Below are 13,901 nucleotides of genomic sequence, written 5' to 3'. Positions count from 1 at the left end.
CTAACAAACTTGTACAATTACTATGTACAAAACGGCGTTTTTTGTATAACTTTAACGTTACTTTAACAAGTTAATGGACTATTTGAGGAGTGACATATGCAGCAGAACGGTTATTTTCCGAATACAGCTAATGCCATTACCCGCTATTTCAACAAGGCATCACTCCCGACTCAGCAGCAGACGCTGGGACAGATCGCCGTTGAGATCCTGAGCGAAGGACGCAACCTGAACCGCAAGGCAATTTGTACTAAATTGCTGAGCCGTCTGGAGCAGGCTTCTGGTCCGGAAGAGGAGAGCCACTATCACACGCTGATTGGCCTGCTTTTCGATCGCTAACAGAGTTTGACCAACGGCAATACTTTTGGCTTTTGAGTCAATTCTCGCGGGGTGATGAAGCGCTTCATGCGCGTGCAGAAAAGTTAATCGTCCCCAAGGGAGAATTGGCTTCATGCCGCAATTGCAGTTCGGCAAGTAGCGGCAACCCGAGATGCAGTTATGAATAGTAGTGAAATAGAGCAACTGACAGATGAACTTATCGGAGTGGCAGTATTGTCACTTCTGAAAGATAACTCACCCATTAGCACACGTGCGCTGATTAACAGGCTGCGGTCGATGGAGGCCAGCGAGCAGGACAATCAGCGGCGGCAGATGCTGGGGCGGATTATTGCTGAAATCAGCAACAATAATTTTGCCTCCTTAAGGCGCGACAAGGGAAGCGAGCGCGATGAGTGGGATGAGCAGAGCAGGGATAACGTTTTCCAGCTGTTTGGCGACAACACCGCCAGTAGTTCGAAAAAACATTAACAGACACGGTTATTATCATTAAAAAACGGGGTAAACGATGAGCCAGGTTTTGCTGGATTCACACGAATATGAAAATTTGCCTGATCTCTCGCTTGCTGAGTATTTTCGCAGCGGCGGCGAGACGCTCGCAGAGGAGTCTGTGGTACTGGGCGCGGCGATTCGTGGTGTTATGGCAGCCGGTGAACGTATTACCCACAAAGCCTTGATCCTGGAGTTGATCAAGATGATCGAGACCACAGAGGATGTGGTGAAAAGCGATATTGTACGCCACACCCTGGAAATCGTTGTACACCATACAACGGACGATATTTAACCGTACTGGCATCACCTGCTCTGACACCAAATCCACGCTCCGGCGTGGATTTTTTTTTGCTATTTCGCGAGCGATGAAATAGTGTCGACAGGCTTATTAACATGCCATCACGGAGGATAGTATGGCCAGTAAAGTAGTGCAGATTCACTTCGATTTTAACGGCCCATTTGGCGATGAGATGTCGCGGCAGCTGGTGGAACTTGCCGAATCAATCAATCGGGAGCCGGGCTTTTTATGGAAAGTGTGGACCGAGAATGCGCTCGCGCAGGAAGCGGGAGGGATCTATCTCTTCGACAGCGAAGCGAACGCGCAGCGCTATATGGATAAACATATGGAGCGGTTAAAACAGTTTGGTGCCACCAACATCACCGTCAAACTGTTTGACGTCAATGCACCCCTGACACGGCTGAATCACGGCCAGCTGGGGTAGTTGTTGTTATGCGGTAGCGGGCCTTCATAGCGCTTGTTACCGCAATTCCCTTAAAGAGCATAAAGTTTTCAACGCTCGTGCCGATGCTAATAGATAACCGCACCGCCGGTTTCAATCTATTTTTACAAGGAGTTGTAGCATGGCCGTCATCAATACCAATACGCTGTCACTCATCAACCAAAATAACCTTAATAAATCCCAGGCGGCGCAAAGCTCTGCAATTCAGCGTTTATCCTCCGGCCTGCGTATTAATAGTGCGAAAGATGATGCTGCGGGCCAGGCAATTGCCAACCGTTTCTCTTCCAGCATTAGCGGTATGGGCGTGGCCGCAAGAAATGCCAACGATGCTATTTCGCTGGCACAAACGGCTGAAGGTGCATTAAGCGAAATCAATAACAACTTGCAGCGTATCCGCGATCTGGCCGTGCAGGCGCAAAACAGCACTAACTCTGCCTCCGATGTCGACTCTATTCAGTCGGAAGTGAATGAGCGTATGGCCGAGATTAACCGCGTGACCCTGCAGACTGATTTCAACGGTATCAAAATTCTCAATACCAGCTCCGGTACGGCCAGTTACGGCTTCCATGTAGGGACAGATGATGGCGAAGAGATTGTTATCACGATGAGCAGCAGCGATGACTACAACCTGGGGGCAAATTCCGGTTCGATTGGCCAGGTCTCTGGCGAATTCATTCACGGCAATGCACGCAGCGTAAAAGCAGTCGGCTTTGATGTGCTCCATGGCACCGTCACCCCCTTCAGCGGTGCGATACTCAATAATCCGCTTGCCGCCATTGACGATGCGATAAAAGCCGTCGATACCCAACGCAGTTCGCTCGGGGCATTTCAGAACCGCTTTGAATCGACGATCAATAACCTTAATCAGGCGGCGACGAATCTTTCCGCCGCGCGCAGCCGAATCAATGACGCCGACTATGGCACGGAAGTGTCGAATATGAGCAGGGCGCAGATATTACAACAGGCCGGCTCGTCCGTGCTGGCGCAGGCCAACCAGGTGCCGCAGACCATGCTGTCGTTGCTGCGTTAACCGTTCGTTGAATGATAAAAAATCCACGCTTATGCGTGGATTTTTGGTTTGTGGCTAACGAGGCGTAAAGCTTGAGCAAAGCAGCACATTAATCAGCCGCCAGCATGGAATCACGTCGCAGAAACGGGCTGGCAACCCGCGTAGTCTGCTTGTGTTCACTACCGTTAATAATATGCAGGGCGCTCAGGCGCCCGATCTCATAATGCGGGAGCTGCACCGTTGCAAGGGAGGGCAGGAACAGCTCGCCGATGCCCACCATATTGTCGTAGCCCACCACTGCCACATCCTGCGGAATGCGCAGCCCCTGTGCGAGTAACGTTTGATACACCATAAACGCAATGCGGTCGTTACCACATATCACCGAATCGAACTGCGGCTTTTGCGCGTGGATATGCGCCAGCACCTGCGCCGGAATGTCACGGTAATGCTCGTCACCCTGCGCCATATAGCGGTGAATCAGGCCGTCCGGGTTAACCCCGGCTTCACGGCAGGCACGCTCAAGACCCTTGCGACGACGCGCAGTGGCGAGCAGCGGTTCGGGCAGATGCAGACAAAGAGGCTGGCGATAACCCGCCTCCAGCAGGGCTTTTACCGCGCTGTACTGGCCCTGTTCATCGTCGGGAATATAGCTGGCGACCGGATGGTGCAGGCTTTCGCAGTTGGCGAGCACGCAGGGCAGGGTAAGCAGCTTGGCGGGCAGCGGCACCTGGCGTAGCCCCATGGTGGTGTAGATAATGCCGTCGGGCCGGTGGGAGAGCAGCAGATCAACAATCGCATCCGGATTGTCGTCGGTGAACATATTCATCACGAAGCTGTTCCAGCCGTGCGCCCGCGCGGTCTCTTCAATCGATAAGGTAATTTCCACCGAGAAGGGTGTTGTCACCGTATCCAGCGCCAGCACGCCGATGGTTTTCGGCGAGGCGTGCGCACCGCGGATCTTTTTCGCGGAAAGATCCGGAACGTAATTCATCTGCTCAATCGCCGCCTGCACCCGCGCCAGCGTCTCCGGCTTGAGGCGTTTCGGGCTGTTGAGCGCACGCGAGACCGTCATCAGCGAAACATTCGCCAGCTTTGCTACATCCTTCAGAGACGCCATATCTGTTACTCCATGCGGGCTTACTTGCGCAATCACTGCGACCAGAGAGGGCGCTATCGTAACGTATTTATGGTGTCGTCACAGGCGCGGAGTTTGATCTCCCTCTCACTCCTGTTATGTTAACGTTAACTCTTGTGATTAACATCATGAATCTCGGCAGAACCCAATGAGTAACGCATAATGTTAACGTTATCATCGCTGCACAACTCCAACATGAGACTGTCATGATGAAAGCCCATCACGCTCACAGCTACCCACTGCTCAGTGCCTTACTGTTCTTCTTTTTCGTCACCTGGTCCGCTTCCGGTTCGCTGCTCTCCATCTGGCTTCATCAGGAGGTGGGGCTGAGAGCGGGGGATACCGGGATCATCTACGCCGTGCTCTCCGTCTCCGCGCTGTTTGCGCAGATCTGTTATGGCTTTATTCAGGACAAGCTCGGCCTGCGCAAAAACCTGCTCTGGTATCTGACCGCCATGCTGGCGCTCTCCGGCCCGGCCTTTTTGCTGTTTGGCTATCTGTTACAGATCAACATCCTGCTCGGCAGCGTGTTTGGCGGCATCTATATCGGCTTAACCTTTAACGGCGGCATTGGGGTGCTGGAGTCCTACACTGAGCGCGTCGCGCGCCAGAGCCAGTTTGAGTTTGGTAAAGCACGAATGTGGGGTTCCCTTGGCTGGGCGGTGGCGACCTTTTTTGCCGGTCTGCTGTTTAACATCAACCCGAAACTCAACTTCGCGGTGGCAAGCGCCTCCGGGCTGATCTTCTTTGTGCTGCTGGCGCGCTTAAAAGTCTCCTCTGCGCCGCACGCGATGCAGGAGGCGGTGAGCGGCGGGAAGGTAACACTCGCCGATGCGCTGGGTTTACTGACGCTGCCGCGTTTCTGGGCGCTGGTGCTGTTTGTGATTGGCACCTGTATTTATGGCGTCTACGACCAGCAGTTCCCGGTCTATTTCTCGTCGCAGTTCCCGACCTTGCAGGAGGGCAACGCCATGTATGGCTATCTCAATTCGTTCCAGGTGTTTCTTGAAGCGGCGGGGATGTTCTGCGCGCCGTGGCTGGTGAACAGGATTGGCGCGAAGAACGGCCTGATTTTCGCCGGCATGGTGATGGCGATGCGCATGGTCGCCTCCGGGCTGGTGGAGGGGCCGCTGCTTATCTCCATCACCAAACTGCTGCACGCGGTCGAGTTGCCGATCCTGCTGGTGGCGATCTTTAAGTACAACAGCCTGCACTTCGATAAACGCCTCTCCTCAACGCTCTACCTGGTGGGCTTCGCCTGCACCAGCTCGGTGATCGCCTCGGTGCTGTCGCCGCTGGCGGGCTACAGCTATGAGAAATATGGCTTTGCCCAGTCCTACCTGATCATGGGGCTGCTGGTCTTCGCCACCACCTTTATCTCCATCTTCCTGTTGCGTTCCGGTAAGTCATCTTCTGACCCGCTGATGCCGCAACCCTCCACCATTTAACCGAAAAGAGTAGCGACTATGACATATTCACTTGCCGGCGCTGAGCAGGCGCTGCTGGCTAAACGAGACAACCTGAACCTGCGCTGGTATCCGCGCTACCACCTCGCGGCGCGCGCAGGCTGGATGAACGACCCGAACGGGCTGGTCTGGTTTGATGGCTGGTACCACGCGTTTTATCAGCATCACCCCTATTCAACACAGTGGGGGCCGATGCACTGGGGGCATGCGCGCAGTAAAGATCTGCTGCACTGGGAGCATCTGCCGGTGGCGCTGGCACCGGAAGGCCCGGCTGATAAAGATGGCTGCTTTTCCGGCTCGGCAGTGGTCGATGGCGACACGCTGGCGCTGATCTACACCGGGCATAAATTTCACGGCGATGCCACGGATGAGGCCAATCTCTATCAGGTGCAGTGCCTGGCCACCAGCCGCGACGGCATCCATTTTGAACGTCATGGGATGGTGCTGGATACGCCGCCCGGGCTGCACCACTTTCGCGATCCGAAAGTGTGGCGGGAAGGGGATGCGTGGTACATGGTCGTCGGCGCACGCGACGGCGAAACGGGCCATGTTCGTCTTTACCGCTCCGACGATCTGCGCGAGTGGCAGGACGCTGGCGTGCTGGATGAGGCGGAAAAAGCGCTTGGCTTTATGTGGGAGTGCCCGGACTTTTTCACCCTCGGCGACAAACGGGTACTGATGTTCTCGCCGCAAGGCATCGCGGCGCAGGGCTACAGCAACCGTAATCTCTTCCAGAGCGGCTATATTCTCGGCCAGTGGCAGCCAGGCCAGCCTTTTGTGCGCGAAACCGAGTTTATCGAACTGGATCACGGCCATGACTTCTACGCCCCGCAAAGCCTGCTGACGCCAGATGGTCGGCGGATTGTTATTGGCTGGCTGGATATGTGGGAATCGCCGCTGCCGGAGCAGCAGGATGGCTGGGCCGGTATGCTGTCGCTGCCGCGCGAAGTGAGCCTGAGCGCCGACAACCGCGTGCAGATGCGTCCGGCAAGAGAGGTGGAAACCCTGCGCGGCGTGTGGATGCCATGGCCGGTTACGCGGCTTGAGAATCAGCAAATCACGCTGCCGGAGAATGACGACGCGCTGGAAGTACTTTTACGCTGGGAGTGCGGCAACAGCAGCGCAGAGCAGTATGGCGTAAGCCTCGGTGAGGGGCTGCGCGTCTACGTTGATGCGCAGATGCAGCGCCTGGTGCTGGCGCGTCACTATCCGCAGTATGGGCTGTGCGGGATGCGTAGCGTGCCGGTTGATATCAACGCGTCGCTGGAACTGCGCCTCTTCTTCGACAGCTCGTCAGTTGAGGTGTTTGTTAACGACGGTGAGGCATGTCTCAGCAGCCGCATCTACCCTGATGCTGATAAGCGCGCGCTCGCGCTGTTTGCGTGGAGCGGTTCGGCGTGCGTAATTGAAGCCGGGGCCTGGCCGCTGGCGTAACAGAGCGAACACTCCACGCCAGCGCGTGGAGCTTTTTAATGATGGGTGTAAAGCGCTTCGCACACCGCCCTAACGCAAATTGTTTGACGCTAAGGTGAAAGTGCTCAAGTGATTGATATATATCATTAGACGCAATACGACCGGCGGCGTAGAGTACCGACCGGATTGTCCTGTTACCGCCCCCAAATCAGGGGGCTGTACGTATGAGCAAATTATCGGGAAAGTATGCGCAGAGAAAAATATTGACGCATGGCGCCTGCCGGAAAACATATTCTTCGGAAGAAATAACAGTATCAGAAACCGTTGTTTCAATTAATCAGAGGTTTTTTTGCAGAAATATTTCACTTATTAAGCTATTTCGAACATACAGCAAGACGTGAGTAAACAACAGGTTAAAAAATAAAATGACAAATTATACGGATGTGGCGGTGAAAGAGCAGAATATCGGGCCTGGATTGTGCTTTTTACTGCTGGTAGCGGTTTGGGCTGGCGTATTTTTCCTGCCTGAAACTATTATTTTTATTCTTCCCGGGATGATGGCTTTTGCACTGCTGTTTTTTATTTATTACCTGGCATCGGAAGGGCATCTTGCCGGTATGCTGCGTGGAATGGTCATCAGCTTCATTTTGATGGCTATCGCCGCAGCCATTCCGATTATTGGTTGGATAGTTCTTATCTGCTGGATTTTGTACAACATCGGCAAAGCATTTGAAGGTATTAAGAATTTGCTGCCGGATGCTCTGCTGAGCGTAACGCTTTATGCCAGCCTCTTAATTCCTGTTATTTATCATCTTAATAATAGCGACAGCAATGTGTGGCTGACGGCAGGATGCGGCGTCGTCTACTTTATCGCGGCAGCAGCATCTGTCGGGCGTATCAGCGAACGTTCGGCTACGCCAAAACACACTTTGTTCCTCTTTTGCGTGATGTTGCTATCTGTACCGATGATTATGCTACTGGTTGCCTCGATTTTCGCCTCGCTGCGCGCGGCTTTCAGGATGAGCCTGGTAAAAACCTCTGCAACACTGCCACAATCCGTTAGCGGGTACACCACGGCACGAGGAACTGTCGTTGCTGACTATACGCGTAATGTTACCCAAACGGTGGTCACCTCGACGATCGTTCCTGGTGCCGGAGCGGTGGGCGCATCGCTAACCCGCTCACTGGCTGAAGTGAGCACGCCTGCGGATGAACAGCCTGTCTACCAACTGAACCATGAAACAGAGCAGCGCTACGCGACGAACAAAGATCATCACTTTTATCGCTATGACCAACTGAACGATAAAAAAATCGCTCATTTTATCCAGGCCGTTGCCGCAGCGGGAACATTACCGCCGCTTAAAAAAGATGATCTTCTTTTTTACTTTGATGAAACACTGGCAGGAAAGGGCGATCGTGGCGTGGTGTTAACCGATGAGGCTATCTACTGTTTACCAGGCATGTTTGAGGATGAAAAAAAATTCTTCACGCGGTTCAGCGATATTCAGAAGGTGACTTTTTCCGGTGCGTTGAATAAGCAGATTACGCTCTGGCTGAAAGAGGGGAAAAAACAAAAAATCTCGCTGACGCAATCGAACGCTGGCGCGAAAAAACTCTTTGAGGTCATTGAACTGGCGATTGCCTGAGAGAAGATGAAAAAACTCCACGCCAATGTGTGGAGTTTAAGCTTTACCTGATGCCAGATCCTGCAATGAGGCAGGCTGGCAAAGCCCCCGTTATCAAGTGGTTGTTAAATGAACCATTATGAATAACTTTCCCGCGTGGCTCCCCATCGTCATTTGATCTAACCAGGTCCACATAAACGGTTAAAAAATGCTTCTCTCCGCTGAAGCGCAGCGCATCTGGCTGCTTTTTATTAGCTGCATCACAAAACCTTAAAAAATCTCCGCAAAATTGAAACCGGGCCCGCTCGCATCCCACTCAACGCTATCGTTGCGGGGTGAGCTATTCATTTCGCAAGTCATCAACTGACCGGTTACTGATAACCGGCACAATCTGGCGGAGTGAGAATGATGGAAGGAATTAGACGCCCAGCTTCCCCTGTACAGCACGATGCAATTGAACTGGCCTCGCGCGGTGGGCCATCAACCAGCGCAGTCGCTACGACAACCCCCGCTGCGAGGGCGCGCTTAGCGGAGATCGGGCGTATTGCGAATACGCTGCATAACGCCTGTAGAGGCGGGGCGGATGTACATGAATACCTGGATGATATAGCTGTTGCCCTGCACGATGATTTGCACCAGACGGACGATCAGGTAAAAGATGTGCTCAAATTTGCTCGCAGCTGCGACACGATGATCATGGCTAAGGCAAAGGGGGCTATTGGCATGATCTATGCCCTTTCCGGTGTCCCCGGCGATCTGGTCGGTAAGGGGATAGCGAGCGCGATGAAGCTGGAGCCGGGCACGCCCATGCACAACTTTGTCGCTGGCGTGGCGGGGGGGATGACCGCCGTAGCGTTCAAAGCCGTGCTCACACGGGTTATCGGTAGCAGCATTCAGGATTCGAGATGGATGCAGGCGGATATGGATTCGCTGCACCCTCTTATGCAGGAAGAGGCAAAAAAACGCGATACCTTTCTGCATAAATTAAAAATGACGGCGCTGGGCGGGACAGGCTTTAACGTCCGCAACCCGATTACCGGTGGGGTTTCCAGTGCAACTCAGCTATTACCTGAAAATATGCCGCGGCCAGAGCCGATGGGGATTATACAAGCCGCGCTTAAGCCGGGTTATGCCATTAATCAGATTGCTGGTTTTGGCCTGACCTCGGGTGCCGGTTCATTGAGTGGCGTCGTTGAAAACTACTACGACAACCTGCACGGCGCGGAGTTTTTATTTGGCCGTAACGACTGGAAAGATCGTTATATGGCGCTGTCCAACGGCAAGAAGAATAGTGGCGAGGGTAGCCACTTCGATGCAGTGCTGGCGCACGCAAAATCGCCAAAACGTTGGGTTGAGGGCGTTACCACGCTGAGTGCATTAAGCGTGGTAGCCTCGGAAGGGATGGAAGCTCTCGGTTTGGGCACCGGCTCGGGCGCAGCGCGCGTGGCCAAAGGCGGTTTCGAGAAAATTTTCACCGACGGTCAGAAGGGGGCGGCTGAGACCGCTTTGGAGCTGGCGAAAAAAGGCAGCTTCCGCGCTTCCCGCGAAAGTGTAGGCAATGCGGCGGCCCTGATACCGAACGCCTATTCTTACTTCCAGCAGGGTTTGTTTGGTCTTCTGTATAAGGAAGCTGAGAGTGCAGTGGCAAACAAGCTTCGCCCGAAGGCCGCCGCCACGATCGAAGAGGAAGCCCCGGTAAGTTCTGGCGCAAGACCGCCCGCAGGCGAACCGCCGGTAGCGGGTCCGTCAACGGAAGCCGAAGTGCCAGCTGAAGAGACCCGCCGGGAATCGCCCGAAGCGCCGGAGGTAGAGGCCCGTCGTGAATCACCGGAAGCGCCGGTTGTTGAGATTCCTCGTGAAAGCTCGCCGCAAGCGCCTGCCGTTGACGCCCGCAGGAGCGATTCACCGGCAGCGGGCGAGTCGGACAGCGCCAGCATCCATTCGCATACCTCCGGCCCGTTGCGTAACACTCCGCCCGGGCGTTCACCCGAGATGCGCCGGGGTGATACCTATGCATGGTGGCAAACCTTCCCGGGGCTGGCGAGTATCAAAAGCCCCCAGCCTGAGAAGTTAACGCAGGCTGACTACGAGGCCATTATCGCCCTGCTTGAATCTGAAGCAGAGAAGATGAGCGAGCGTATCGCCGAGATGATCCCGCTGCCCGACTCCTTACCGACATCATCAGCATCATCAGCGGCGTCCGGGTCTTCTGCTTCATCAGAAGCCGCAGGGCCAGCAGGATCGCCAGAGCCTGAAGAGCCGAAAAAAGCCTCCTGATGCCCCCTCTTAAAAGCCGCAGCGATGCGGCTTTTTTTCGTCTGAATTTTCGCTGTAGCACGCTCTGCGCGGAACCCGCGCCGCGCGCTGTCCACTCAATCATACCCCGGTAAAACCGGGAGGGATGCGTCAGCGTGACTGGCGCTAATGATGACCCTTTGTTGAGAGGACAGAAGGATGAATATCTCGTCAGGTTCGGTTTTCGCGCCGATACAGCCGCAAATGCCTGATTTCAGCGCGCTCGATGAAAAAAACGTTGCCTCGTTCAGCCCGACAGATTTTGCTGGCGGCAGCCAGGCAATTAACTTTGGCAATGATGCCATGAGCGGCACGGATTTCAGTAGCCTCAGCGCCACGCCCGGCAGTGAGAGCAGTATGGATCCGATGCAGATGCAGGGGCTAATGCAGCAACTGGGCCCGCAAATACAAGCACTACTGCAACTGCTGATGATGTTGCAGCAGCTCTTCTCCGGTCAGCAGCAAAATAACAGCGCAGGAGCAGGCGCTGGTGCTGGAGCGGGTAGCGGCGGCGGGTCAGGGATGCCGGGCGCCTCAGCAGAGGAGGGGGCTGCGCCCGCCGCACCGGTGAACGCCGCTGTGCAGCAGCCTGTTGATCAGCCTGCCGGCGCCTCTGCGCAACAGCCGGGCAGTGCGGCACAACCGGGCTCTCCCTCCAGTGCTGCCCTGAACACACCTGCCCAGCAGACACCGGCATCCGGCGGCGTTCCGCTGATAAAAGGCGAGTCGGGACTGCATTTACCTGCGCCGCTACTCGATCATGAGAAGGCGATAATGCATGCCGCCAGAGAGACCGACCAACCGCCTGAAGTGCTGGCGGGGCAAATCTGGCAGGAGTCACGCGGGAAAATCGATGCGACCACCGTTAACGGCGGCAATGGGCTTTCCGACAGCGGCCTGATGCAGGTCAATTCGAACACTTTCGCCGATCTGCAAAGCAGATACCCGCATCTGCTGGGATCCGATGCCAGCCCCTCCAACCCTAAAGACAGCATTATGGCCGGTGCGCTCTATTTGAAAGAGCAGCGGCAGGCGTTTGGCGGCGATCTCGGTGCCGGGCTGCGGGCCTATAACTCAGGGCCGGGGAATGTGAATGTCAACGATCTGACAGATATCTCGAAAACCGGTACCGGCGATGCAACCTATGTCGGGAAAGTGCTCAATTTTGCCGATGTTATCTCCAGCGGCAAAGGTACGTTACCTGCATAACAGGCAAAAAAAAGTCCCTGTACCAGGTACAGGGACAAACATCAGCAAGGTAATAAATCAGGCAAACGGCGGCGGTTCGTTCTTCCCTTTCCCTCCGGCATTCTCCACCGCAATCTGCACGGTGTCGGTAGCGGCCGTAATGCCCCAGCCAATCGGCCCACGCGCCACGCTCATTCCACCCTCAGCCAGACCTTTCAGGCCACCGGTAAAGACTTCGCCCAGATTACGGGCCTCGCCAATGTTGTTGAAGAAAGGCGCAGCAACAGATTTGAGAATCGGGATATTCGACAATATCTTGCCGAACTCGCCCATGCCCCACTGGAAGTTGTCTTTATTGGTCCCATCCTTTCTTACGTGCGTATCATTGGTTTGCGGCAGCTGCTTATTCTCCGGCAGCATTTTCAGCCCCTGTTCGGCGATATCCTTCAGTACACCTGCCTCGGTACCGTGGCGGGCGTCGCCATCCTTGGTGATGCCCTCTATTTTGTCGTTAGCGGAGATCTCCGTTCGCTCGCTGCCATCGCGGGCATTGAGGCCTTTTATGCTGTTTAACACGCAGGCCATGTTATACGCCGCATCAGCACGACTCTTCGGATCTTTATTGGCGTCCGTCCAGTCACCAAAGCGCTCTTTTAGCTGCTCGCGCTTGATATCTTTCTGATTGCCGAGGTTTTTCAGCACCGGGTTTTCATCAATGATCTGCTCGGCGCTGCGGTTATCTCCCGGCGGACGGCCTTTCAGGTTATCTTCCGTCGGCCTGACGCTGAGGTCCTTCTCGCTGGTCCGCACGCCATCGCCCGCTGCCTGCGGCGTCTCTTCACCTGCGGTTTCGCTGGTAAATAACGCCTCGGGCATCGTTTCCCCTTCGGCGGCGGGATCAACAAGCGCACCCAGTCCAACCTGCTTTAACAGCTGATCGAACTGTTGGGTCGGATCGCCCAGGCCCGCCAGCGGCGTTCCGCTAGTGCCGGAGTAGCAGATCGGCAGATCGTTACCCAGACCCGGCAAAGAAGATCCGGGCAGGGGAGTGGTTAATGGCAGGTTACCCGGCAGTTGCCCGCCGGGTGAAAAAGCGGGGGTGATCCCCCCCGCGCCAGGTACTTGCATAACCATATAAGCCCCCCTGAATTAGAGCTGCGTATTTTTCTGGGAAGATTGCTCCTGACCGCCGCCCAACAGACCCTGCAACAGTGACGTCAGCCCCAACAGCGACAGCAGATTTTGCATCATCCCACCCTGTTGACCGCCACCGTCAGCCGCTCCCTGAGCAGGAGCCTGCGGTGCGTTGCCGCTCTGTTCGCCGCTGTCTGCCCCCTTGCCCTTATCGAGACCCATCATCTGCTGCAGCAGTTGCTGGAGCATCTGCATCAGCTGCTCAAGCGGGTTACTGCTCTTATTCGCACCCTGAGACGGGGCCGGGGTAGTTGGCTGTTCCGGCTGCTGCGCCTTATTACCGCCGCCCAACAGCTGTTGCAGACCTAGCAGCATCATAAGCTGCTGCATTAAGCCGCCGCCCGGCAGGGAGTTGCTGCCGCTCGCAGGCGCGTTTGCACCGTTTGACTGACCGTTGCTTTGGCTTCCGCCGAGGCCGCCAAGCCCGGTCAGCGACGCGAGCGTGCTCAGGCCGCCAAAGGCGTTACTGGCAAAAGAGAGCGGGCCCATTTTCGAATTATTGAGGAAAGACAAAGGCGAGGATTTGCCTGGCTGATCGGGCAGGTCTGGTTTGCCTGACGGCGTGCCCCCCGGTTTGCCTGGCATATTCGCCGGCGGGAAATCGGCTCTGTTTGCGTTTGTTGCTCCACCACCAAATCCTGGAATCTTCATAAATGTGTTCCTCAGAGTTAATAAGTCAGCGATTGGTTGGGCAGCAGCCGAAGCTGTAACATTTTGCAAACCTAATTCATGCTGTTTGCACAATTTTACCTTTCGGGCTGATGCTGCCTCGCACTGTGAGTGGCGATTGTTCCAGGGTAGTTCCGCTTAAAAATCTCTGTTTGTGATGCGTATTCCGAGTTTTAAAACTTATCGCTGCAGCCGTTTCGTACTCAATTGGTTGTTTTTAAATCTCTTTTTTTAAATCAGGTAAGGAAATCCTTACCTGCTGAGCGGCTATCCCTACGAAATAATAATCCTGGACTGATAGCGAGGATTACCTGATTGAGTGAGAGTGAGGCCGCTGTAAAT

13 protein-coding genes are annotated in these 13,901 nt (G+C 54.9%); 10 read left to right on the top strand and 3 right to left on the bottom strand.

Features of this window, described 5'->3' with window-relative positions:
* Positions 1-96 precede the first annotated feature (96 nt).
* The 5 genes from ycgZ (at position 97) to BWI95_RS17980 (ending at position 2,595) form a co-directional block, all read left to right on the top strand.
* Positions 97-336 (top strand): regulatory protein YcgZ, encoded by a 240-nt coding sequence (gene ycgZ / locus BWI95_RS18000; protein ID WP_023478790.1) that lies wholly within the window; start codon positions 97-99, stop codon positions 334-336.
* 159 nt (positions 337-495) lie between these two features.
* Positions 496-804 (top strand): hypothetical protein, encoded by a 309-nt coding sequence (locus BWI95_RS17995; RefSeq protein WP_076769965.1) that lies wholly within the window; start codon positions 496-498, stop codon positions 802-804.
* 37 nt (positions 805-841) lie between these two features.
* Positions 842-1,117 (top strand): biofilm development regulator YmgB/AriR family protein, encoded by a 276-nt coding sequence (locus tag BWI95_RS17990; RefSeq protein ID WP_023478767.1) that lies wholly within the window; start codon positions 842-844, stop codon positions 1,115-1,117.
* Positions 1,118-1,238: 121 nt separating this feature from the next.
* Positions 1,239-1,547: a monooxygenase gene (locus BWI95_RS17985; RefSeq protein ID WP_054804472.1), complete on the top strand. Its 309-nt coding sequence runs from the start codon at positions 1,239-1,241 to the stop codon at positions 1,545-1,547.
* A 139-nt stretch (positions 1,548-1,686) separates the two neighbouring features.
* Positions 1,687-2,595 carry a flagellin N-terminal helical domain-containing protein gene (locus BWI95_RS17980; protein WP_054804473.1) on the top strand — a complete coding sequence of 303 codons (909 nt, stop codon included), beginning with the start codon at positions 1,687-1,689 and terminating at the stop codon, positions 2,593-2,595.
* Positions 2,596-2,683: 88 nt separating this feature from the next.
* Here the strand turns inward: BWI95_RS17980 and BWI95_RS17975 are convergent, their stop codons facing one another.
* On the bottom strand, positions 2,684-3,691 hold the full coding sequence (locus BWI95_RS17975; protein ID WP_054804474.1) for a LacI family DNA-binding transcriptional regulator: 1,008 nt from the start codon (positions 3,689-3,691) through the stop codon (positions 2,684-2,686).
* A 224-nt stretch (positions 3,692-3,915) separates the two neighbouring features.
* On the opposite strand from BWI95_RS17975, the gene BWI95_RS17970 reads away from it, so the two are divergent.
* The 5 genes from BWI95_RS17970 to BWI95_RS17950 all read left to right on the top strand — a co-directional run bounded on the left by BWI95_RS17970 (position 3,916) and on the right by BWI95_RS17950 (position 11,717).
* The gene (locus BWI95_RS17970; protein WP_076769964.1) at positions 3,916-5,157 is read left to right on the top strand and encodes an MFS transporter; all 1,242 of its coding nucleotides are present in this window, start codon (positions 3,916-3,918) and stop codon (positions 5,155-5,157) included.
* Positions 5,158-5,175: 18 nt separating this feature from the next.
* Positions 5,176-6,609 (top strand): glycoside hydrolase family 32 protein, encoded by a 1,434-nt coding sequence (locus tag BWI95_RS17965; protein WP_076769963.1) that lies wholly within the window; start codon positions 5,176-5,178, stop codon positions 6,607-6,609.
* 404 nt (positions 6,610-7,013) lie between these two features.
* Positions 7,014-8,234: a hypothetical protein gene (locus tag BWI95_RS17960; protein ID WP_076769962.1), complete on the top strand. Its 1,221-nt coding sequence runs from the start codon at positions 7,014-7,016 to the stop codon at positions 8,232-8,234.
* A 384-nt stretch (positions 8,235-8,618) separates the two neighbouring features.
* Positions 8,619-10,490 (top strand): hypothetical protein, encoded by a 1,872-nt coding sequence (locus BWI95_RS17955; RefSeq protein WP_232374389.1) that lies wholly within the window; start codon positions 8,619-8,621, stop codon positions 10,488-10,490.
* A 177-nt stretch (positions 10,491-10,667) separates the two neighbouring features.
* Positions 10,668-11,717, top strand: coding sequence for a transglycosylase SLT domain-containing protein (locus tag BWI95_RS17950; protein WP_076769961.1), 1,050 nt, complete (start codon positions 10,668-10,670; stop codon positions 11,715-11,717).
* 57 nt (positions 11,718-11,774) lie between these two features.
* Here BWI95_RS17950 and BWI95_RS17945 read toward each other — a convergent pair whose 3' ends face one another.
* Entirely contained in the window at positions 11,775-12,830 is a 1,056-nt protein-coding gene (locus BWI95_RS17945; RefSeq protein WP_076769960.1) for a hypothetical protein, read from the bottom strand.
* A gap of 15 nt (positions 12,831-12,845) precedes the next feature.
* Positions 12,846-13,541, bottom strand: a complete 696-nt coding sequence (locus BWI95_RS17940) for a hypothetical protein (RefSeq protein WP_076769959.1) — start codon at positions 13,539-13,541, stop codon at positions 12,846-12,848.
* Positions 13,542-13,901 lie beyond the last annotated feature (360 nt).

Origin of the sequence: Kosakonia cowanii JCM 10956 = DSM 18146, from assembly GCF_001975225.1 — a bacterium.
Taxonomy (GTDB): Bacteria; Pseudomonadota; Gammaproteobacteria; order Enterobacterales; family Enterobacteriaceae; genus Kosakonia; species Kosakonia cowanii.
This window is presented reverse-complemented; position numbering and strand designations above follow the sequence as displayed.

Excerpts from the sequence above, each read along its gene's own strand:
- ycgZ (WP_023478790.1), top strand. The coding sequence starts at position 97 with ATGCAGCAGAACGGTTATTTTCCGAATACAGCTAATGCCATTACCCGC.
- BWI95_RS17995 (WP_076769965.1), top strand. The coding sequence starts at position 496 with ATGAATAGTAGTGAAATAGAGCAACTGACAGATGAACTTATCGGAGTG.
- BWI95_RS17990 (WP_023478767.1), top strand. The coding sequence starts at position 842 with ATGAGCCAGGTTTTGCTGGATTCACACGAATATGAAAATTTGCCTGAT.
- BWI95_RS17985 (WP_054804472.1), top strand. The coding sequence starts at position 1,239 with ATGGCCAGTAAAGTAGTGCAGATTCACTTCGATTTTAACGGCCCATTT.
- BWI95_RS17980 (WP_054804473.1), top strand. The coding sequence starts at position 1,687 with ATGGCCGTCATCAATACCAATACGCTGTCACTCATCAACCAAAATAAC.
- BWI95_RS17975 (WP_054804474.1), bottom strand. The coding sequence starts at position 3,691 with ATGGCGTCTCTGAAGGATGTAGCAAAGCTGGCGAATGTTTCGCTGATG.
- BWI95_RS17970 (WP_076769964.1), top strand. The coding sequence starts at position 3,916 with ATGATGAAAGCCCATCACGCTCACAGCTACCCACTGCTCAGTGCCTTA.
- BWI95_RS17965 (WP_076769963.1), top strand. The coding sequence starts at position 5,176 with ATGACATATTCACTTGCCGGCGCTGAGCAGGCGCTGCTGGCTAAACGA.
- BWI95_RS17960 (WP_076769962.1), top strand. The coding sequence starts at position 7,014 with ATGACAAATTATACGGATGTGGCGGTGAAAGAGCAGAATATCGGGCCT.
- BWI95_RS17955 (WP_232374389.1), top strand. The coding sequence starts at position 8,619 with ATGATGGAAGGAATTAGACGCCCAGCTTCCCCTGTACAGCACGATGCA.
- BWI95_RS17950 (WP_076769961.1), top strand. The coding sequence starts at position 10,668 with ATGAATATCTCGTCAGGTTCGGTTTTCGCGCCGATACAGCCGCAAATG.
- BWI95_RS17945 (WP_076769960.1), bottom strand. The coding sequence starts at position 12,830 with ATGGTTATGCAAGTACCTGGCGCGGGGGGGATCACCCCCGCTTTTTCA.
- BWI95_RS17940 (WP_076769959.1), bottom strand. The coding sequence starts at position 13,541 with ATGAAGATTCCAGGATTTGGTGGTGGAGCAACAAACGCAAACAGAGCC.